This window comes from Halomonas sp. BC1 (assembly GCF_002078135.1).
Classification (GTDB): Bacteria; Pseudomonadota; Gammaproteobacteria; order Pseudomonadales; family Halomonadaceae; genus Vreelandella; species Vreelandella stevensii.
Window position 1 is genome coordinate 124,445 of sequence record NZ_LFGS01000008.1, and the last position, 19,500, is coordinate 143,944.

At 62.2% G+C, this 19,500-nt stretch carries 18 protein-coding genes and 1 pseudogene; 4 read left to right on the forward strand and 15 right to left on the reverse strand.

The genetic code is table 11. The features are described from left to right. Positions 1 to 10 precede the first annotated feature (10 nt). The 8 genes from panB to dksA form a co-directional block, all read right to left on the reverse strand. Positions 11 to 802 (reverse strand): 3-methyl-2-oxobutanoate hydroxymethyltransferase, encoded by a 792-nt coding sequence (gene panB / locus B7L72_RS07865; protein WP_016915934.1) that lies wholly within the window; start codon positions 800 to 802, stop codon positions 11 to 13. 147 nt (positions 803 to 949) lie between these two features. After that, positions 950 to 1,474: a 2-amino-4-hydroxy-6-hydroxymethyldihydropteridine diphosphokinase gene (gene folK, locus B7L72_RS07870; protein WP_081193558.1), complete on the reverse strand. Its 525-nt coding sequence runs from the start codon at positions 1,472 to 1,474 to the stop codon at positions 950 to 952. After that, positions 1,471 to 2,856 (reverse strand): polynucleotide adenylyltransferase PcnB, encoded by a 1,386-nt coding sequence (pcnB, locus tag B7L72_RS07875; protein ID WP_081193560.1) that lies wholly within the window; start codon positions 2,854 to 2,856, stop codon positions 1,471 to 1,473. Before pcnB ends, folK begins: the two co-directional genes overlap by 4 nt. Before the next feature lie 820 nt (positions 2,857 to 3,676). Then, positions 3,677 to 5,062, reverse strand: coding sequence for a sigma-54-dependent transcriptional regulator (locus B7L72_RS07880; protein ID WP_016915937.1), 1,386 nt, complete (start codon positions 5,060 to 5,062; stop codon positions 3,677 to 3,679). Next, positions 5,040 to 7,985 carry an ATP-binding protein gene (locus B7L72_RS07885; protein WP_081193562.1) on the reverse strand — a complete coding sequence of 982 codons (2,946 nt, stop codon included), beginning with the start codon at positions 7,983 to 7,985 and terminating at the stop codon, positions 5,040 to 5,042. Before B7L72_RS07885 ends, B7L72_RS07880 begins: the two co-directional genes overlap by 23 nt. Next, complete coding sequence (locus tag B7L72_RS18530; protein WP_016915939.1) at positions 7,975 to 8,151, reverse strand: hypothetical protein; 177 nt, start codon at positions 8,149 to 8,151, stop codon at positions 7,975 to 7,977. The genes B7L72_RS07885 and B7L72_RS18530 overlap by 11 nt, the downstream gene beginning before the upstream one ends. Position 8,152: 1 nt before the next feature. Then, a complete protein-coding gene (gluQRS, locus tag B7L72_RS07890; protein ID WP_081193564.1) occupies positions 8,153 to 9,052 on the reverse strand; it encodes a tRNA glutamyl-Q(34) synthetase GluQRS in 900 nt (299 codons plus the stop codon). A 120-nt stretch (positions 9,053 to 9,172) separates the two neighbouring features. Continuing rightward, positions 9,173 to 9,610 (reverse strand): RNA polymerase-binding protein DksA, encoded by a 438-nt coding sequence (gene dksA / locus B7L72_RS07895; RefSeq protein ID WP_016915941.1) that lies wholly within the window; start codon positions 9,608 to 9,610, stop codon positions 9,173 to 9,175. 201 nt (positions 9,611 to 9,811) lie between these two features. On the opposite strand from dksA, the gene B7L72_RS07900 reads away from it, so the two are divergent. Further along, positions 9,812 to 10,972: a pyridoxal phosphate-dependent aminotransferase gene (locus B7L72_RS07900; RefSeq protein ID WP_081193566.1), complete on the forward strand. Its 1,161-nt coding sequence runs from the start codon at positions 9,812 to 9,814 to the stop codon at positions 10,970 to 10,972. After that, complete coding sequence (gene sfsA / locus B7L72_RS07905; protein ID WP_081193568.1) at positions 10,969 to 11,697, forward strand: DNA/RNA nuclease SfsA; 729 nt, start codon at positions 10,969 to 10,971, stop codon at positions 11,695 to 11,697. Before B7L72_RS07900 ends, sfsA begins: the two co-directional genes overlap by 4 nt. Here the strand turns inward: sfsA and B7L72_RS07910 are convergent. From B7L72_RS07910 to B7L72_RS07935, 6 genes are all read right to left on the reverse strand, one after another. Beyond that, entirely contained in the window at positions 11,694 to 12,155 is a 462-nt protein-coding gene (locus tag B7L72_RS07910; protein ID WP_081193570.1) for a DUF4426 domain-containing protein, read from the reverse strand. The genes sfsA and B7L72_RS07910 overlap by 4 nt on opposite strands. 12 nt (positions 12,156 to 12,167) lie before the next feature. Next, positions 12,168 to 12,767: a methionine biosynthesis protein MetW gene (gene metW / locus B7L72_RS07915; protein ID WP_081193572.1), complete on the reverse strand. Its 600-nt coding sequence runs from the start codon at positions 12,765 to 12,767 to the stop codon at positions 12,168 to 12,170. Beyond that, entirely contained in the window at positions 12,767 to 13,963 is a 1,197-nt protein-coding gene (gene metX / locus B7L72_RS07920; RefSeq protein ID WP_081193574.1) for a homoserine O-succinyltransferase MetX, read from the reverse strand. The genes metW and metX overlap by 1 nt, the downstream gene beginning before the upstream one ends. 55 nt (positions 13,964 to 14,018) lie before the next feature. Next, on the reverse strand, positions 14,019 to 14,612 hold the full coding sequence (locus tag B7L72_RS07925; RefSeq protein ID WP_081193576.1) for a YggT family protein: 594 nt from the start codon (positions 14,610 to 14,612) through the stop codon (positions 14,019 to 14,021). A gap of 87 nt (positions 14,613 to 14,699) precedes the next feature. Beyond that, positions 14,700 to 15,527 (reverse strand): pyrroline-5-carboxylate reductase, encoded by an 828-nt coding sequence (gene proC, locus B7L72_RS07930; RefSeq protein ID WP_081193578.1) that lies wholly within the window; start codon positions 15,525 to 15,527, stop codon positions 14,700 to 14,702. Between the two features lie 67 nt (positions 15,528 to 15,594). Further along, positions 15,595 to 16,293 (reverse strand): YggS family pyridoxal phosphate-dependent enzyme, encoded by a 699-nt coding sequence (locus B7L72_RS07935; RefSeq protein ID WP_081193580.1) that lies wholly within the window; start codon positions 16,291 to 16,293, stop codon positions 15,595 to 15,597. Between the two features lie 34 nt (positions 16,294 to 16,327). Here B7L72_RS07935 and B7L72_RS07940 point away from each other — a divergent pair. Further along, positions 16,328 to 16,663: pseudogene (locus tag B7L72_RS07940) on the forward strand (ATPase, T2SS/T4P/T4SS family); the annotation flags it as partial. 99 nt (positions 16,664 to 16,762) lie between these two features. Here the strand turns inward: B7L72_RS07940 and B7L72_RS07945 are convergent. Beyond that, a complete protein-coding gene (locus B7L72_RS07945) occupies positions 16,763 to 17,905 on the reverse strand; it encodes an anhydro-N-acetylmuramic acid kinase (protein ID WP_081193591.1) in 1,143 nt (380 codons plus the stop codon). 115 nt (positions 17,906 to 18,020) lie between these two features. Here B7L72_RS07945 and tyrS point away from each other — a divergent pair, with 115 nt between their 5' ends. Further along, a complete protein-coding gene (tyrS, locus tag B7L72_RS07950; RefSeq protein WP_081193582.1) occupies positions 18,021 to 19,220 on the forward strand; it encodes a tyrosine--tRNA ligase in 1,200 nt (399 codons plus the stop codon). Positions 19,221 to 19,500: the final 280 nt, after the last annotated feature.

Consider the following 19,500-nt stretch of genomic DNA (forward strand, 5'->3'; position numbering starts at 1 on the left):
AATGACTCGCTTAGAAGCAGTGTTCCGTGGCGGGGAAAGTGCGGTGCTTGACCGCCTGATGGTACGCTTCGAAGGCCCCTTGAATGGAGCTGGCCTCGCTCATGAAGTTCTTCACGAAACGCGGCGTGCGGCCATGGGTAACCCCCAGTACATCGTGCATCACCAGAATCTGTCCATCGGTATCCGGCCCTGCGCCAATGCCGATGACGGGCACATCCAGCGCTTCGGTGACGGCTTTGCCAAGGCTGGCAGGCACGCATTCGAGCAGAATGACTGACGCACCGGCCTCTACCAGTACCCTGGCATCCTCGATGATCTGCGCTGCCTGCTCGGCCTCGCGGCCCTGCACCTTATAGCCGCCCAACTGATAAACGGTTTGCGGGGTCAGACCCAGGTGGGCACATACCGGCACGCCCCGGCGCGTCAGTTCGCGAATGCCGTCGGCCATCCAGGCTTCGCCTTCCACCTTGACCAGCTCGGCACCGGCACGCATCAGCGCTGCGCCATCCTGTAACAGTTGGGCGGTAGTGGCATTACTCATGAAGGGCAGGTCGACCATGAGCAGGCTATGGCCCTTGCCCCGCGCGGCACAGCGGGTGTGGTAACAGATATCGTCGATGGTGACGGGGAGCGTGCTGCTGTGACCTTGCAGCACCATGCCCAACGAATCACCGACCAGCAGCACATCGACACCAGCGGCGCTGGCGGCGTGAGCAAAAGAGGCATCGTAGGCGGTCAGGCAACTGAACGTTTCGCCGGCGCGCTTATAGGCTTGCAGCGTGCTCAGGGTAACGGTTTTCATGGCGTGCTCTCGTTGTTTCTTCATGGGGTCGAGGGCATGGCTGAACGTCAGCGCTGCTCGACCGTTATTATCGCGGCATCCCTGCGTGTGCGAAGGGGTTTAACCGGCAATTGTCACCTGAATGCGGGCATGGTGTCGAGATTTGTGTCAGACGCTAGCCGTCGAGGGGGCGGCCGTATTGGGTAAGCGACGGATGTCGTCCAGCGGAAGTGTCGATGCCCAGTGGTCGAGCGGCTGCCCATGTAGGGTGAGCGATGGCTCCAGCGTGCTGGCAAGCTCTGCCAGCGGCACCAGTACGAAGGCGCGCAAGTGCATTTGCGCATGGGGTACGGTCAAGCGCGGCCATTGGCAGTGCTGTGACCCATAGAGCAGCAGGTCCAGGTCCAGGGTGCGGGGGCCCCAGTGGCGCAAACGCCGCCGCCGATGGCGCTGCTCGAGCGCCTGCAGCTGATCCAGCAGGGCCAGAGGCGAGAGGCAGGTCTCCAGGCAGGCCACGGCATTGATGAAGTCAGGCTGGTCCTGGGGGCCTATCGGCGGGGTGGCGTAGAGCGAGGAGTGCCCCTGCATCTGGCACAGGGGCAGCTCGGCCAGCGCTTCCAGGGCCCGGGTGAGCTGCCCCTTGGGGTCGTCCAGATTGCTGCCCAGGCCAATATAAGCGCGTACCGGGCTCACGCTTCGCCCTTGCGAGATTTACGCTTTTTCTTGCGCCGCCGGTCGCCCTGGCTTGCCGGGTCGCTGCCGACTTTTTGCAGCAAGCGCAGCTGTTCGTGTTCGTCCCCTTTTTGGAAGGCCGTCCACCAGTCGCCCAGGCCACGCGGGATCTCGCCCGCCTGCTCACGGAGCAACAGCAGGTCGTAGGCTGCCCGAAAACGTGGATGCTCGCGGGTCTGGAAGGCGCGCTTGCCCCGCCGCATGGGCAGGCGTGATTGCAGCTCCCAGATTTCCCGCATGGGAATACCGAAGCGCTTGGGAATCGACGTATGCTGCAACTGGCGTGAGACGACCTGCTGGGCGGCGTTTTGCAGCGCGGGCACTGGGGGCATGCCATCGCGTTCGAGCTCTGCCTGACGATGCACCACCGGTGCCCAGAGGAACGCCGCCAGCAGAAACGCGGGCGTGACCGGGCGATCTTCGGCAATGCGTTTGTCGGTATTGATCAGCGCTTGCTCGATCAACTCCTCTGCCCAGGCGGCATCAGCCATGGCCTCTTCGGCTTCCGGGAAGAGCATGCCGAACAGGTTGTAATGGCTCAGCAGGCGGAAGGTAATCAGCCCATGGCCGGACATGAACAGCTTGAGCACTTCGTCGAACAAGCGTGCCGGAGGAATGTTCAGCAGCAGCGGCGCCAGGTCGTACATCGGCGCTTCGGTGGCCGATTCGATGGTGAAGTCGAGCTTGGCAGCAAAACGGACCGCCCGCAGCATCCGCACCGGATCTTCCCGATAGCGCGTGGCAGGGTCTCCGATCAGGCGCAGAGTGCGTGAATCGATGTCCTGCGCGCCGTTGGCGAAGTCGTGAATGGTGAAGTCGGCAATGTTGTAATAGAGCGCATTGACCGTGAAGTCACGCCGTAGCGCATCCTCCTCGATACTGCCCCATACGTTGTCGCGCAGCAGCAAGCCATCGTCGGACTGATGGGCAATGTGATCGCCGTGCTCGTCCTGCGGCTTGCCGCGGAAGGTGGTCACCTCGATGACCTCACGACCAAAGCGCACATGCACGATACGGAAGCGACGGCCGATCAGACGTGAGTTGCGAAACAGGTCACGCACCTGCTCCGGCGTGGCGTTGGTGGCCACGTCGAAATCCTTGGGCATCTTGCCCAGCAGCGCATCACGAATGCAGCCACCCACCAGGTAGGCATCGTAGCCAGCACCATTGAGGCGATAGAGCACCTTCAGCGCGGCTTCACTGATTTGCTTACGAGAAACGGGGTGCTCGGAGCGCGGAATAATGCGTGGGCTGAGCGCGTTGTCAGCGCTCTCTGGGGAATCGAGCAGTGATTTCAAGTGCTCTCCCGGACGATGTAATAAACGGGTAAATCCTTTAAACATGCGGCGATATCGACTCGCAGGGGTATCGATCAAGGCGTTGAGTGTATCCGACCCCCGATAGCTTGCAAAGCGCCGAGGCGGCGTTTGGACGGTAACAGGTGACAAATGCGGAAAGGGGAGGCTACATGAGCCTCCCCCTACTAAGCAGACAATCAGCATCCATGCTGCTGTTTTTATTCATGATGGCACATCGCCCTGAATACGCACCGCAGTCGGTAGGCGTAAGAACCACTCTGATTCCGACCGCCTCGTATTCAAAACAATAATCCAACCGCGAACTTTTCTCTCCCGGCGAATTGTTATTGGCTCCGGGGGTGTACACCTATGCTGCTGTTATTGTTGTTTGGGTGCAGCTTGTTGTGTACGTCGCGTCCTTTTTGGGCACTTGTAGATTGCTGTTGTTTTTGTTGTCGCATCAGGGGCTGCGCCGTGTTTGCAAACCCTGTGCTTACAAGTAGTGAGACTCAAGCCTGTTGTTCTTGTTAGTACCGTTATCTCTGCCTGGCCCTGTTGTTCTTGTTGTGGCTCAGGTCGGGGCGGCGTCATGTTGTTTTTGTTGGCGACTGCCGCGTGGCCCAGTTTGTTCTTCTTGCTGAGTAATATTGCACTCGCTGTGCCACCTATCAGATAACTTTTAGTTTTCATGCGCTTGGCAATTTTCAGGCGGGTCGGGGAACTTATCCGCACAGGAAGTGTTACCCCGAAATTGCCCTTTTTGCCGAGTCGTTGTGTGGGAAGGTAACAGTGAAGGGGTAACGGTTTTTGGATAATTCTTATGCAAATCAATCTATTGGACGTTAGTCTTATTATCGACTTAAGTTTATCGGCGTGTCGTTTTTTTACGGGGAATTCCTAGCCGTTGACGCCTTTCCCAGAGGTTCTTGCGGCTGATGCCCAGCTTCTGTGCCAGCTCCGTTTCGCTCATCTGGTCCTGATGCTCCAGCACGAAGTGCTGAAAATAGTCCTCCAGAGAGAGGTCGTCCTCGTTGGGTTCCGGTTCACCGTCGCTGGCAGGAGCCGTGGGTGTGACGCTGGCGGTGGGGGACGGCGCCGGGCGGTTGGTCACTGGACCAAGCCCCAGGTCGTCAGGATGGATCAGATGCCCCTCGGCCAGAATGACGCCGCGCTCCAGGGCATTTTCCAGCTCGCGCACGTTACCGGGCCATGGGTAGTCGCGCAGGTCCTGGCGTGCCGCCCGTGAAAGCCTCAGCCCCGGCCGCTCATGTCGCTTGCACGCTTTCTCCAGCAGAATGTCGGCAATCTTCAGCACGTCATCCTCGCGCTCCCGCAGCGGCGGCAGCGCAATCTGCATGACGTTCAGGCGGTAGTAGAGGTCGAGCCGGAATTCGCCGCTCCTGGAGAGGGCGCGCAGGTCCCGGTGGGTGGCGGCAATCAGGCGCACATCCACGTGGCGTGTTTCGACCGAGCCAATCTTGCGAATTTCGCCCTCTTGCAGCACCCGCAAGAGCCTGGCCTGGGCGTCCAGCGGCAGTTCACCAATTTCATCCAGAAACAGCGTGCCGCCGTCCGCGGCTTCCACCAACCCGGTGCGGGCGGCGCTGGCGCCGGTAAAGGCTCCCTTTTCATGGCCAAACAGCTCGGACTCGATCAGAGTTTCGGGGATCGCCGCGCAGTTCACGCAGATCAACGGTGCCTTGGCACGCTTGCTTTGTTGATGAATGGCGCGGGCGACCAGCTCCTTGCCGGTGCCGGATTCGCCCTGGATCAGCACGGTGACATCGGCGGGCGCCGTTTTGCGAATGCGCGTATAGACCTGCTGCATGGCGCTGCAATCACCGATCATCGTCTGCCTGCCACCGCCATCGTCGGTGATGTCCGGGGGAGTGCCCTGCTGCATGGATTGCTTGTGCAGAATGCGCTCGACGGTTTCCAGCAGTTCGGTATGGTCAAACGGCTTGGCCACGTAATCCACGGCGCCCTGCTTCAAGGCATCCACCGCCGAGCGCATGCTGGCATAGCTGGTCATGATGAGCACCGGGGCCGGGGCGGCCAGGGCGATCAGCGCCGTGCCCGGTTCCCCTGGCAGGCGCAGATCGCTGATCACCAGATCGAAGTCGCTGGGGGGGAGCTCGCGGGCTTCCTCGACGCTGGCGGCCTCGCTGACGCGATAGTCATGACGCTCCAGCAGGCGCTTGAGGGCGCTGCGAATAATCGCTTCATCTTCAACAATCAGTATCCGGGGCATGGGGCAAGTGATCATCCTGTCGGTAAAGCGGGAGCCATAGCGTGATGGCCGTGCCGCGAGGCTGTCCGGGAGGTGGCGAAGCCACTTCTATGTTGCCTTGGTGCTCATTGATGATTTGATACGCCAACGATAACCCAAGCCCGGTACCTTCGCCTGCCGGTTTCGTGGTGGTGAACGGTTCGAACAGCCGGTGTTTGACGCTGTCGTCGATGCCGTGACCGTCGTCGGTCACGCGCCACCAGGCGTGGTTGGTCTGGCGGCCAGCCTCGATCACCACGCTGCCTTGCGGGGCACAGGCATCCTTGGCATTGCTCAGCAGGTTGACCATCACCTGGGTTAGCCGCTGGGCGTCACCACGCACCACAATGTCATCCGCGCACGCATTGGTAAAGCGCACATCCTCCCCTGAGCGGGCCAGGTGGATCAAGTGCAAGGCATCGTCGCTGACGCTGGCCAGGGCGACCGGAGCGGCGGGCTGGGGCAGGGCAGCTCGGCCGCCATGGGCAAAGCCGACCAGCGAGTTGACGATGCGGGTCACGCGCTGGGTCAGCTGTTGGATCTGGTCGGCGGTTTCCAGCAGTGCTGGGTCCTCGGTGTCGTAGCGCAGGTTTTGGGCCAGCGATGAGATGCCGGTAATCGGATTGCCGATCTCATGGGCCACGCCGGCGGCCAGTTGGCCAATCGAGGCCAGCCGCGCGGCGTGCACGAGTTCCTCTTCCAGCCACTTCATTTCGGTGTGGTCTTCGACCAGCACCACGCTGCCGCCACGGCTGTCATGGCCACTCAGAACCGCTTTATGCAGGGTGAGAAAGTAATCCTTGCCGTGCAGTGAGACGGCCTGTTTGTAAAGCGGGGTCTGGTCTGCTTCCAGTACGCTGCCCAGCAGTTCCGGCCAGGGTGCGGGCAGGCTGTCGCGGCGTGAGCCGATCACGCTGTCTCCACTGATACCCGAGAGCTGCGACAGCGCCTGATTCCACATCAGGAGTTCGTCGTCGTCACCCAGTACGCAAAGCCCGACGGGGAGATACGCCAGCGTCTGGCGGTGGTGGCGGCGCAGACCGTCCAGTTCGCGGGCCAGCCCGGTCAGCCGTGAACGGTAGGCTTCCAGGCGGCTTTCGACGAAGTGAATGTCGTCGGTGACCGGCGCATCGTCGTGGCGATAGGGCAGGTAGCGGTCCACGATGTCGCGCGCCACCGAAGGCCCCATGAGCCCGGACAAGTTGGCCTGGATACGATCACGCAGGCGACGCAGTGCGTAGGGGCGGCGCTCCTGGGGTGTCAGGTTGAGCGCCTTCAGGGCGCGGCTGACCTCACGGCCAGCGGCTTCCTCGCCCAGCGCTTGGGCCAGGTGCGCGGTGAAATCACCGGCGGTGGCGGCCTCCAGCGGCAGGCGCTTGGAACGGATGACCGCGTCCACCGAGCAGGCCTCGGCAGACGAGCTTTCGCCTTCGGACATGCGCGTGAACAGCGATACCACCATCAGCAGAACGATATTGATGGCCAGCGAGACCAGCGTGACGCTGAACCAGGCAGGGTCATCGGCGCTCATCAGCGGGGTGAAGGGCAGGGCGGGCAGCGGGGTGTTGAGCAGCAGGGGCAGCCAAAGCCCCCACAGCCAGATGACGATACCGCCGACCAATCCCGCCAGGGTGCCCTTGCGATTGGCGCCGGGCCAGTAGAGCAGTGCCAGCATGCCCGGCAGGCACTGGGCCATGCCCACGAAGGCGGCCAGCCCCAGGCTGGTGAGGGAGTGATAGCGGCCCAGGCTTTCGGCGAACAACCAGCCACCGGCAATCACCGCAACCACCAACGCGCGACGTAGCCACAGCAGCCAGCCATAGAGGTCGCTGCGCGCTTCCGGCGGCCGGGCTACGAGCACCAGGTGATTCAGCACCATGCCCGACAGCGCCAGCGCAATCATCATCATGGTACCGCTGGCTGCGGCCAGGCCGCCGATGAAGGCCAGCGCACCGACCCACCAGTGCTCGGTCATCAGATAGGCGGCGTAGGCCGCGACGGGAACGTCGGGCTGGGTCGATTGGGCTGCCCATAAGATCAGCGGGACGGGCAGCGCCATCAGCAGCAGAAACAGTGGCAGTGACCAGCTGGCCTGAAGCAGGGTGTGCCGTGAGAGGCTTTCGGCGAAGGTGATTTGAAACAGGTGCGGCATCATGAAGGCGGCGGCAAAAAACAGCAGCAGCAGGGTTCTCCATTGGGGCGCTTCCAGCTGCGGGGTAGCGGCCTGCACGGCGGCCCCCGGGCCTTCCAGCCAGCGCTGCAGGTCCTGGGGGCCATCGAACACCCACCACAGCGCAATCACGCCAAGCCCCAGCATGGCCAGCAGCTTGATCACCGACTCGAAGGCAATCACGGTCAGCAGCGTATCGTGGCGCTGGCGGTGGCTATGGCGGGCACCAAACCGCACCGCGCAGGCAGCGATAGCGGCGCAGAGCAGCAGCGTGACGGCCCCGCTGTAATGGCTGCCCGAGAGCAGCGCAATGGTGTCGCTGAGGGTCTGCACCTGAATGCCCAGCAAGGGCAGGACGGCCGCCAGGCTCAGCAGCGTGACCAGCGTACCGGCCCAGCGTGACCGGTAGCGGAACGCAAACAGGTCGGCCAGAGAAGAGAGCTGGTAAGTGCGGGTGATACGCTGGATGGGCACCAGCAGTACCGGTGCCAGCAAGAAGGCACCGGCCGCGCCCAGGTAGTAGGCCAGGTAGCCGAAACCGGCCTTGGAAGCCATCTCGACGCTACCGTAGACCGCCCATGCGCTGGCATAGACCCCTAGCGCCAGGGTGTAGACCATGGGGTGACGAGTGACCCGAATAGGTACCCGGCCGCGCTCGACGGCCATGCCGCAGGCCAGCAGCAGGCCGAGGTAGCCCAGGCCCAGCAGGGCAACCCCCGCTAGCTCAACGCTCATCCAGCTTCCTCTTCTGTTCGAGCCATAGGGTCAGGGCGATCAGGCCACCCCAGATGGCGAAAGGGCGATACCAGGCCGTGTCCGGGTCGCCCCAGCCGTTCATGAACAGAGGCGACAGCAGATAGCCGCCAAACACCAGAAACAGCATGATGCGGTAAACGTACATGTCAGGACTCCTCGGGCGTGGGCCGGTGGGCGTGGGGCGTCAGGCGCTCGGGCGACCAGTGGGCAATGGCCCACTGCAGTTGAGTGTCGACTGGCTCGCTTGCCAGGGTTGCCGGGGGCGCCTGGTCGAGCAGCGTGAGCGCCTGGTGCAGCTGGCGGCGCACGGCGTCTGGTGCATCGGCCAGCGGCGGGGCCAGGTTCTGTTTGGAGAGCTTCTGGCCATCCGCAGATACCACCAGCGGCAGGTGCAGGTAGCGCGGCGTGGCATGGCCCAGTGCCGCTTGCAGTTGGCGCTGCCAGGGGGTGTTGTCGAGCAGGTCGTAGCCGCGCACGATATCGGTGATGGCCTGGTCTGCATCATCGACCACGACCGCCAGCTGATAGGCCCACAAGGCATCCTTACGCTTGAGCACCACGTCGCCCAGCGCCGCCGGGTCGAACTGCTGGCGACCAAACAGGCGGTCCTGCCAGACGACAGGGCGCTGGCCGAGGTCGCTGCGCAGCCGCCAGGCAATAGGTTTGGTCGCGTCGCGCACGCCGTCTCGGCACCAGCCAGGATAGACGTCGAAATTCTGCCACTGCTTTCTCGAACAGCTGCAGGGGTAGGCGAGGCGCTGGGTGATCAGCTGCTCCAGCGCTCGCTGATAGGCGTCTGAGCGGGTGTGCTGCCAGCAGACCGCTTCGTCCCAATACAAGCCGAACCTTTCCAGCTGCTGCAGAATGGTGCGGTCGGCGCCGTCTGGGCAGCGTGGCGGGTCGATGTCTTCTATGCGTACCAGCCATTGGCCACCGGCGGCACGGGCGTCCAGATAGCTACCCAGGGCGGCCACCAGTGAGCCAAGATGCAAAGGGCCGGAGGGCGTAGGGGCAAAACGCCCGCGATAGGAAGCGGTAGCGGTCATGGCAACCCGTTTCTGGCAATCAAAGAGCACAAGCGTGGAAAGACACAAGATGACAAACAAAAACGGGCACCTCAAGGGTGCCCGTCAGCGGCCGTCACTCATGTTGCGGTGGCCGCGGTGTCAACCGCCCAGCTGCTTCTCTTTCAGCTCGGCCAGCGTTTTGCAGTCGACGCACAGCGTGGCCGTCGGGCGTGCTTCGAGGCGGCGAATACCGATCTCGACTCCGCAGGCCTCGCAGAAGCCGTAGTCGTCTTCATCGATCTTTTCGATGGTTTCGTTGATCTTTTTCAGCAACTTGCGCTCACGATCCCGAGTACGCAGTTCCAGGCTGAAGCCTTCTTCCTGGGTCGCGCGGTCGGCGGGGTCGGCGTAGTTATTGGCGTCTTCCTGCAGGTGGCGTACGGTACGATCCACCTCTTCCATGAGGTCCTGTTTCCAGTCCAGAAGCAGCTGGCGGAAGTGCGCGAGCTGCTTCTCGTTCATATACTCTTCACCCGGTGCCGGCTCGTACGGGATGAAGGACTTGGACGCTTCCGATTTCTTTTCCGCTACTGGCATGGGAGTGCCCCTTACGTTGTGACTACTGAACGTTGTGACTGCTGATCGACCATGTGCGTGTGTCACGATCGCACGCCAAAGGGGTGCTTGTTTAGCTGAAAATTAGTTGCGATGCAAGCATAATAGTGCGTTTTCGACCATGGTCCTACATCTTGTACGCCATGGGTCATGTTTTGACTACTGCTAGGAAAAGGAACCGTTATGGCCTGGAATACGCGTGTGGAACACGTCGCACCTTTTCGCGTGATGCACTTATTGGAAATGGCACAGGCGCGTGAGGCGGCGGGTCATGATGTCATCCACCTGGAGGTAGGAGAGCCCGATTTTGCCACGCCAGCCCCCATCGTGGCGGCAGGGCAGCAGGCGCTGGCGGAAGGCCGTACACGCTATACACCGGCGGCGGGGCTGGCCTCACTGCGTGAAGCGATTGCCGGCCATTATGCCCAGCACTTTGGGGCAACGGTGGACCCGGCGCGGATTCTGGTGACCCCCGGCGCGTCCGGTGCCCTGCTGCTGGCCAGCCAGCTGCTGGTGGAAAGCGGTCAGCGCGTGCTGATGGCCGACCCCAATTACCCGTGCAATCGCCACTTCATGGCGCTGGCCGGTGCCCACATCGACAGCGTACCGGTGGGCCGTGACAGCGGCTGGCAGCTGACCGCATCGCTGGTCGAACGTCACTGGCAGCCCGATACGCGGCTGGCGATGCTGGCCACGCCTTCCAACCCTACCGGGCATACGCTCAGCGCTACCGCGCTAAGGGAGGTCATGCAGACGGTGGCCGCCAAGGGCGGCGATCTCATCGTCGACGAAATCTATCAGGGGCTGAATTACGACGATGCCCCGCTGTCGGCTTTGTCGCTGTCGGAGAATGCATTTGTGGTGAACAGCTTTTCCAAGTACTTCGGCATGACGGGCTGGCGGCTGGGGTGGCTGGTGGCGCCCGAGCAGGCGGTCGAGCCACTCACGCGGCTGGCGCAGAATGTGTTTCTGGCTGCGCCGACGCCCTCCCAGTATGCGGCGCTGGCGGCCTTCACGCCGGAGTGTCGCGATATTCTCGAAACCCGTCGGGCCACCCTCAAGCAGCGGCGTCAGGTGTTGCTGGATGGCCTGGCGGCGCTGGGGCTGGCGCCGGACCTGCCACCCCAGGGGGCGTTTTATGTATGGTTGGATATTTCTCGCTACAGCCGCGACAGCCAGGCCTTTTGCGAACGCCTGCTGCAAGAGGAGAACGTGGCCATCACGCCGGGGATAGACTTTGCCGTCCAGGGCGGAGAGCACCATGTGCGAATCGCGTTCACCAATGAAGTACCCAGGCTTCAGGAAGCCATGGAGCGCCTGGCCCGCTTCGTAGGTCGCTTATGATGCACTACCCCACGCTGGTGCCGGGTACGCTGCTGCGCCGCTACAAGCGTTTTCTGGCCGATGTGCGGCTGGACAGCGGCGAAGAGGTGGTGGCGCACTGCCCCAATACCGGTTCGATGAAGGCGGTCAACGTGCCGGGGGCTCGGGTATGGCTATCGCCCAGCGACAACCCCAAACGCAAGCTGGCCTGGACCTGGGAGTGGATTGCGCTGCCCCAGCCGGACGGCGCGCTGGCGCTGGCCTCGGTGCACACCGGGCGGGCCAATCGCTTGGTCGAGTCGGCCATACTGGCGGGAGACATCCCCCCTCTGGCAGGCTACGCCACGCTGAAGCGTGAGGTGAAAGTGGCCGATGCGCGGCTCGATTTTCGCCTCGACGACCCGGTGAAGGGGGCGGCCTATGTCGAGGTCAAGCAGGTAACGCTCAAGGAGGACGATGGCCATGGCTATTTCCCGGACTCGGTCAGTGAGCGTGGCACGCGGCACTTGCACCACCTGACGGCGCTGGCCCAGCAGGGTGAACGGGCGGTGCTGCTGTTTTGCGTCGCCCATGAAGGGATCGAGGACGTGGCTCCAGCGGCCCACATCGACCCCGTTTACGCGACCGCGCTGGCCGAGGCCATGGCGGCGGGCGTCGATGTGCTGGCCTACGGCATTCGACTCGAGTGGCGCGACGCAGCGCCGTTCACTGCACGTTTGAACCGGGCGCTGACGGTGCGGGCCTAACGCTCGATGTAGAAGCGCTGGATAAAGCTGACCGGCTGCGGGGGCGCATTGCGGTCGTGGCGCACTTCCAGGTCGAAGCGCATGGGTTCGTCATGGCGCAGGCTGAACAGCGCAATGTGGTAGGTGGCATCGCCGTCGCGGACATTGCGAAAGCCGAGAGACTCCCCGGCGTCATTCAGTCCTCCGGCGCTGCCCTGGACGTTGGCCATGACCGGGCGCGTCGTGCCATCGGGCTGGCGCTGGCGCACGGCCACGTTGACCAGCCCGTGCCCGGCGCTGCGCTGGATGCGGTGGGCTTGAGCGACTTCCGGGCTCAGATGCCGCGTGGCGATGGCGCTGTAGTGAATTTCATAATCGCCCACTTCGACCCACTGTTCTGCCGTGGCCTGGGTCGACATCAGCAGCAGACCCAATAGTGTCAGCAGCGCGAGGCTGCGGCGCAGTCTTGCCATCGCCATGGCGGTTCTCCTCTACGATAGGCGGCGGCGAACCCTGAAGATGGCAATTTCGCCAAACAGATTCGGCCACCATTTGGATGTCCAGTGTCCTTTGTGGTCGCCCACGCCCACGGCGCGGTCCACGATCACCAGCCCCTTCTCACCACAGAGGTGCTCGAAGTCATTGAAGGTCGACAGGTGAATGTTGGGCGTGTCGTACCAGGCGTGGGGCAGCGATTTCGATACCGGCATGTAACCGCGCACCCCTAGGTGGACGCGGTGACGCCAGTAGGCAAAGTTGGGGAAGGTAATGATGCCTTCCTCCGCCACCCGCAGCATCTCATCGAGCATCTTGTCCGGGCGGCGCAGTGCCTGCAAGGCCTGCGTCATGATGACCTGGTCGTAGCTGTTGTCGCTGAAGCTGGCCAGGCCGTCGTCCAGGTTGTGCTCGATCACGCTGACCCCCTTGGCCACACACTGGGTGATGCCCTCCGGGTCGATCTCCAGCCCGTAACCGGAGACCTGTTTCTCGTTGGCCAGCCGCTCCAGCAGCGTGCCGTCGCCGCAGGCCAGGTCGAGGATACGGGCGCCGTGGGGCACCCAGTCATAGATCAATTCCAGGTCGGTACGCATTAACGAGCCTCCTTCTTGGCGACGGTGTCGATCTTCAGCTCGCGAGCGACGCGACCCATGAAGGCACTGAACAGCGCGTGGTAGCGGGGTTCAGACAGCAGAAAGGCGTCGTGGCCGTGAGGGGAGTCGATATTGGCATAGCTGACCGATTTGCCCGCCTGGGTCAGGGCATCCACCAGCTCACGGGAACGCGAGGGCGGGAAGCGCCAGTCGGTGGTGAAGCTGACGATCAGGAAAGGGCATTGGGCCGGGGCCAGCGCTTGGGCAAGGTCGCCCCCGTGGCGGGCGGCAGGGTCGAAGTAGTCCAGCGCCTTGGTCATCAGCAGATAGGTATTGGCATCGAAGGCGGTGGAGAAGGTATCGCCCTGATAACGCAGGTAGGACTCCACCTGAAACTCGACATCGAAGCCGAAATTCAGGTCGTCGCTGCGTAGGTCGCGGCCAAACTTGCTGCCCATGGCGTCTTCGGAGAGGTAAGTGATATGACCGACCATCCGCGCCAGCTTCAGGCCCCGCCTGGGCACCGTGTCGTGCTCTGCGTACCAGCCGTCGAAGAACTCCGGGTCGGAGCGAATGGCCTGTCGAGCCACCTCGTTGAAGGCGATGTTCTGGGCCGACAGGCGTGGCGTGGCGGCAATGATCACCGCATTGGCCACCCGCTCCGGGTATGTGATGCTCCACTGCAGTACCTGCATGCCGCCCAGGCTGCCACCCACGGCCGCGGCCCAGCGCTCGATGCCCAGGTGGTCGGCCAGGCGCGCCTGGCTGGCCACCCAGTCGTTGACCGTGATCACGGGGAAGTCAGGCCCCCACTGGCGGCCAGTGTCTGGGTTATGGCTGACGGGGCCGGTACTGCCGTGGCAGCCGCCCAGGTTGTTCAACGACACCACGAAGAAACGGTTGGTGTCGATGGATTTGCCCGGGCCGATATGGGCATCCCACCAGCCGGGCTTGCGGTCCTCGGCAGAGTGGTAGCCCGCCGCATGGTGGTGGCCGGAGAGTGCGTGACAGATCAGTACCGCGTTGGAGCGCTCGGCGTTGAGCGTGCCGTAGGTTTCATAGATCAGCTCGTATTCTGGCAGCGTCTTGCCGCAGGCAAGCGGTAGCGGCGTATCAAATTTGGCAACGTGTGGTGTGACCAGACCCACGGAGTCCGCTGGCCGGTCAGCAAAAGCAAGAGTGTCTGAATCAGGCATCGAAAGCGCTAGTCCTGCAAAATGGATCCTGCTCAAAAAGACGCGACGACCAGCCTCAGAGGCCGACCAGCGCGCCCGAGATTCCCGCCGCGCGGATCAGCGCGCCAACCACCAGCCCATCGACCAGGTTGATGGCGATGAACACCACGATGGGTGACAGGTCGATCATGCCCAGCGGCGGGATGACCTTGCGCACGGGAGCCATGATGGGCTCTACCAGCTGCATGACCAGCAGCGCGCCTGGATGACTGGCATTGGGAGCCACCCAGCTCAGGATGATCATGACGATCATGGCAAAGAAGTAAATCTTCAGGATGGCATTGGCCAGGGCCGCTACCCCGGCAATCAACAGGCCGGGAATCGGCGGCATGCCCAGGTCAATGACCATGAAGATGGCCACGATGCTGACGACCTTCAAGACGAATCCTGCCGCAAGGGTGGCCATGTCGAAGCGACCTGCCACGGGGCCCAGGACGCCCTGGAACAACCCTACCACCGGCTGGGTGATCTTGACCACCGACTGGCTCAGGGGGTTGTAGTAATCGGCCCGTGACGCCTGCAGCAAGAAACGCAGCATCAACAGAAACAGATAGATATTGATCAGTGTATTGACGAGCATTAGCCCCGCGCTGCCCAGTTGGCTTCCCATTACTGCCTCTCCTTCGATCTTGGTATTGGTGTGCAAAATAAACGCTAAAGGCGTATCAGGCACGTCATCCTGTGTGTAACGCAGGCATTATGTGTGTTGGCCGAGCTCTTTGGCCATGGCGTCGGCACGCTGAGCACACGCTTGCATGGCATCAGCGATGATGGTTCTCAGTTCGGCCTCTTCCATGTGGGCAATGGCGCGTTCGGTGGTGCCGCCCGGCGACATCACGTTCTGTTTCAGCGTGGCGGGGTCTTTGTCGCTGTGCTTGGCCATGGTGGCGGCACCCAACGCGGTCTGGATGGCCAGTCGTCGCGCCGTGGCGGCCGAAAGCCCCTGTGCCACGGCGGCTGCTTCCATGGCTTCGAGCATCAGGAAGAAATAGGCCGGTGCACTGCCGGACACGGCGGTGACGGCATTCAGCAGATGCTCTTCTTCGACCCACTCGACGATGCCCACGGCTTCCATCATCTGAGTGGCCAGTTCGCGCTGGGCCTCGCTGACGGCCTGGTTGGCATAGAGACCACTGGCACCCATGCCGACCAGGGAGGGCGTGTTGGGCATGCAGCGTACCAGAGCGTTACCACCCCCTAGCCACTGGTCGATGGTGTCAGCGTCCAGGCCTGCCGCAATCGAGACGACCAGCGGTGCCTGCTGCTGGACGCTATCGCGCAGGGCCTCACAAACGCCACGCATGATTTGCGGCTTGACGGCCAGGACGACCACGTCAGCACCACTCACCGCCGCGTTGTTATCGGTATGGGTATGAATGCCCAGGCGCGAGGCCAGGGCTGAAAGCTCGCTCTCGTTGGGGGCCGTGGCGGTGATGTCGCCAGGCGCGACACCGCTGTCGATCAGGCCGCCGATAATGGCGCTGGCCATGTTGCCTGCGCCAATGAAGGTGATCTTGTTCGCCATGGGGGATCCTTTTTCGCAAATGGCTGCGACGTGCAGCAGTAAATAAGCCGTGTTCGGGGGGTTGCCGTCAACTCCGAGCGCCAAAAATGGCGGTGCCCAGCCGTACCAGCGTGGCACCTTCCAGAATCGCGGCTTCGAGGTCATCGCTCATGCCCATCGAGAGCGTATCCAGAGGGGCATCGGGCAGGGCTGCCTGCAGCGTTTCCAGCAACGCCCGTAGTTCAGCCAACGGTTTGCGCTGCGCTTCCTGCGTTTCCGCTGGGGCAGGAATCGCCATGAGGCCCCGCAAGGCGAGGCTGGGCAGGGGCGCGATTTCCCGGGCCAGGGCTAGCGTATCTTCCGGCAGTACCCCGGACTTGGTAGTTTCGCGACTGATATTGACCTGCAGGCAGATATTCAACGGTGGCAGGTGGGCCGGGCGCTGTTCGCTCAGGCGCTTGGCAATCTTGAGGCGGTCGACGCTGTGTATCCAGGCAAACTGTTCGGCCACGGGCCGGGTTTTGTTGGATTGCAACGGGCCAATGAAGTGCCAGACAATGTCTTCCAGGTCGGCCAACTGCGCCTGCTTGTCCAGCGCTTCCTGCAGGTAGTTTTCGCCAAACGCCCGCTGGCCGTGCTGCCAGGCCAGGCGCACGCTGCTGGCGGGCTTGGTTTTACTCACCGCCAGCAGCGTTGCACCGTTCGCTGGTCGCCCGGCCTGGTCGAGCGCCTGGCCCAGGCGTTCGCGCGCAGCGGCCAGTGACTCGGGAAGCGCGTTGTCTGTCATACTCAAACACCTTACCGCAGCTGGGAAAAGAGAGATGGATATTACCGAACTGCTGGCATTCTCGGCAAAGCAGAATGCGTCCGACCTGCATCTTTCTGCAGGCTTGCCTCCCATGATACGTGTTGATGGCGATATCCGTCGGCTTAATGTGCCCGCCATGGAGAACAGTAACGTTCGGCGATTGATCTACGACATCATGAACGATCGTCAGCGCCACGACTATGAAGAGTATCTGTAAGCCGACTTCTCGTTCGAGATGCCCGGCGTTGCGCGTTTCAGGGTCAATGCCTTCAACCTGGCGTGGGGATTGGTGCTGGTGACAGGGCCCACGGGGTCGGGCAAGAGCACGACGCTGGCGGCCATGATCGATGTCGCTACAGACGCTCCTCAAGCGACAGGGGGGGCACACTGAGCGATGCTCAGGCCCGAGCCAAGGGAACGCTGTTGGTCAAGGAGTAGCGGCGCGGTATCAGGCGGCGTAAATACCGCCCAGTACACGCGGGCCGCTAGCACCCGTCACGGAAGGCAGGTTGCCGGGGAGCCCATGCAGGCGCTGATGGGCCAGCCAGGCAAAGGCACCCGCTTCAATCCAATCTTCCGGCCAGCCCAGCGTGGCCGGTGATACCAGCGCCATGTGCGGTAGGCGAGCCGCCAGCCTCTCCATCAAGTGGTCGTTATGGGCGCCTCCTCCGCAGACCAGCAAGGTCGCTTTTTGATCGCCCAGCGGCAGTTGGGCGATGCCTTGCGCGATACTGGCCACCGTGAGTTCCGCCAGCGTTGCCTGAATGTCGCAGGGCGCTTCGTGGCCGGTGAGGTGGCGCTGTAGCCAATCCAGGTGAAAGAGCTCACGGCCCGTGCTGCGCGGCGGTGGCTGCTGGAAGAAGGGCTCTTGCAGCAGTCGCTCCAGCAGTGCGGTATCCACGCGGCCACTAGCTGCCCAGGCTCCCTGTTGGTCAAATCGGCCGACATGATGCTGGCCAAACCAGGCATCCAGCAGCACATTGGCCGGCCCCGTATCGAACCCCACCACCACCTGCCCTGGTTGGCTCGATAGCCAGGTAAGGTTGGCAAAGCCGCCCAGGTTGAGCACCAGCTGTTCACCCGCCCGTGCTCCGAACAGTGCCTGATGAAACGCCGGAGCCAGGGGCGCCGCCTGGCCTCCTGCAGCCAGGTCACGACGGCGAAAATCCGCCACGACGGCGCAGCCGGTCAGTTCTGCCAGCAGGCTCGGGTTGTCCAGTTGCCAGGTATAGCGTGGCCCGCCCTGATGCCCCTCGGGGGCATGTTCGATGGTCTGGCCGTGGCTGCCGATGGCCGCTATCTGGTGGTGAGCGACGCCATGCTCTGCCAACAGGGTGTTGACGGCCCGTGCTTGCAAGCGGCAGAAAGCATCTTCGGCAGAGGCCAGCTCGGCAAACGTCACCGACGACGAGTGGCATAAATGCAGCAGCTGCCCATGCAGCGCATCGGGCATGGCAACCGCCGTGGTACCGATCAGGGCCGGAGGAGTATGGGGTGTTATTTCGACGAGGGCGGCATCGATGCCGTCCAGGCTGGTGCCCGACATCAGCCCGACATACAAGGTCGGTAACGCGAGAGGTGAAGTTTTCATATCGCCATGCATCCAAAACGGGGTGAAGGCTCAACCAGTGCCTTGGGGCGTGGTAATATCGCCCGCTATCAAGGTTAATCGCCTATATACGGCATATAGTACATGGAGAGAGGCAATGAGTGAGGTGGATCAGGCGTTAGCGCTGCTGTCGCGAGGTACGCATGAAATCCTGGTAGAAGACGAGCTGCGCAAGAAACTGGCGTCGGGCCGCAAGCTGCGCATCAAGGCTGGATTCGATCCTACCGCCCCCGACCTGCACCTCGGCCATAGCGTGCTGCTCACCAAAATGCGCCAGTTCCAGGATCTGGGGCACACGGTGATCTTCCTGATTGGTGACTTCACCGGTCGGATCGGTGATCCCACCGGCAAGAACGTCACCCGCAAGCCGCTGACCGAAGCCGATGTCAAAGCGAATGCGGAAACCTATAAAGAGCAGGTTTTCAAGATCCTCGATCCTGAAAAGACCGAAGTCCGTTTCAATGCGGAGTGGTTCGGTGAGCTGACCGCCGCGAAGATGATCGAGCTGGCCGCCCAAAGCACCGTGGCCCGCATGCTGGAGCGTGACGACTTCGAGAAGCGTTACAAGGCCAATCAGCCCATCGCCATTCATGAGTTCCTCTACCCGCTGGTGCAGGGCTACGATTCGGTTGCGCTGGAAGCCGACATCGAGCTGGGCGGTACCGACCAGAAGTTCAACTTGCTGATGGGGCGTGAAATCCAGAAGCATTTTGGCCAGGAGCCACAAGTCGTCATTACCATGCCGCTGCTGGAAGGGCTGGACGGCGTCCAGAAGATGTCCAAATCGCTGGGCAACTACGTCGGCGTGGACGAAGCGCCGGGGTCGATGTTCAACAAGCTGGTCTCCATGCCTGACAGCTTGATGTGGCGCTACTTTGCATTGCTCTCGTTGAAAACCAACGAAGAGATCGCCGCGCTGAAGCTCAGCGTGGAGCAGGGTGCCAATCCTCGGGATGTGAAGATGGAGCTGGCGCGTGAGCTCATCGCCCGTTACCACGGTGATGAAGCAGCCGCGAATGCGCATAAATCGGCGGGCAACCAGCTGGCCGAGGGTGAGCTGCCGGAAGACCTGCCGGAAGTGACGGTGGATTTCGAAGGCAGCGAGCAAGCGCCCATCGCCGCTGTTCTGAATCGCTCCGGCCTGACAAAGAACAGCGCCCAGGCCAAGGACATGCTGAAAAATGGCAGCGTCAAGGTCGATGGCGAGGTCGTTGCTCAAGATGCCATGCTGGCCATCGGTAAGGTGTACGTCATCCAGGCAGGCAAGAAACGTTACGCCCGTGTGACGCTTGCTTGAACTTTTTGAAAACTTTTTCAAAAAAGCCCTTGCCAACCCGGCAGCGAATCCGTAAAGTACGCATCCGCTGCCGGGGACGCCAAGCGTTACCAGCGGTGAAGAAGGTTGAAAAACCTTCGGTTTGTCAGGAAGTTAGCGTCGTCTGTTGGTTGGATTGATCGCTCGCTTCACTCGCTGAAAACAGCCCTTGACAAACACTACGGAATGCGTAGAATACGCCTTCCTCGCTGAGGCAACACGGTTCAGGTCACCGAGCCAAGCACAGCGAAATGATTACAGT

Bases quoted from the DNA above. Each gene is read 5' to 3' on its own strand.
- metW (WP_081193572.1), bottom strand. From the start codon at position 12,767: ATGCGTACCGACCTGGAATTGATCTATGACTGGGTGCCCCACGGCGCC.
- tyrS (WP_081193582.1), top strand. From the start codon at position 18,021: ATGAGTGAGGTGGATCAGGCGTTAGCGCTGCTGTCGCGAGGTACGCAT.
- dksA (WP_016915941.1), bottom strand. From the start codon at position 9,610: ATGCCAGTAGCGGAAAAGAAATCGGAAGCGTCCAAGTCCTTCATCCCG.
- metX (WP_081193574.1), bottom strand. From the start codon at position 13,963: ATGCCTGATTCAGACACTCTTGCTTTTGCTGACCGGCCAGCGGACTCC.
- pcnB (WP_081193560.1), bottom strand. From the start codon at position 2,856: ATGTTTAAAGGATTTACCCGTTTATTACATCGTCCGGGAGAGCACTTG.
- B7L72_RS07925 (WP_081193576.1), bottom strand. From the start codon at position 14,612: ATGGGAAGCCAACTGGGCAGCGCGGGGCTAATGCTCGTCAATACACTG.
- B7L72_RS18530 (WP_016915939.1), bottom strand. From the start codon at position 8,151: ATGTACGTTTACCGCATCATGCTGTTTCTGGTGTTTGGCGGCTATCTG.
- panB (WP_016915934.1), bottom strand. From the start codon at position 802: ATGAAAACCGTTACCCTGAGCACGCTGCAAGCCTATAAGCGCGCCGGC.
- B7L72_RS07880 (WP_016915937.1), bottom strand. From the start codon at position 5,062: ATGCCCCGGATACTGATTGTTGAAGATGAAGCGATTATTCGCAGCGCC.
- B7L72_RS07900 (WP_081193566.1), top strand. From the start codon at position 9,812: ATGGCCTGGAATACGCGTGTGGAACACGTCGCACCTTTTCGCGTGATG.
- proC (WP_081193578.1), bottom strand. From the start codon at position 15,527: ATGGCGAACAAGATCACCTTCATTGGCGCAGGCAACATGGCCAGCGCC.
- B7L72_RS07935 (WP_081193580.1), bottom strand. From the start codon at position 16,293: ATGACAGACAACGCGCTTCCCGAGTCACTGGCCGCTGCGCGCGAACGC.
- B7L72_RS07945 (WP_081193591.1), bottom strand. From the start codon at position 17,905: ATGAAAACTTCACCTCTCGCGTTACCGACCTTGTATGTCGGGCTGATG.
- sfsA (WP_081193568.1), top strand. From the start codon at position 10,969: ATGATGCACTACCCCACGCTGGTGCCGGGTACGCTGCTGCGCCGCTAC.
- B7L72_RS07910 (WP_081193570.1), bottom strand. From the start codon at position 12,155: ATGGCGATGGCAAGACTGCGCCGCAGCCTCGCGCTGCTGACACTATTG.
- B7L72_RS07885 (WP_081193562.1), bottom strand. From the start codon at position 7,985: ATGAGCGTTGAGCTAGCGGGGGTTGCCCTGCTGGGCCTGGGCTACCTC.
- gluQRS (WP_081193564.1), bottom strand. From the start codon at position 9,052: ATGACCGCTACCGCTTCCTATCGCGGGCGTTTTGCCCCTACGCCCTCC.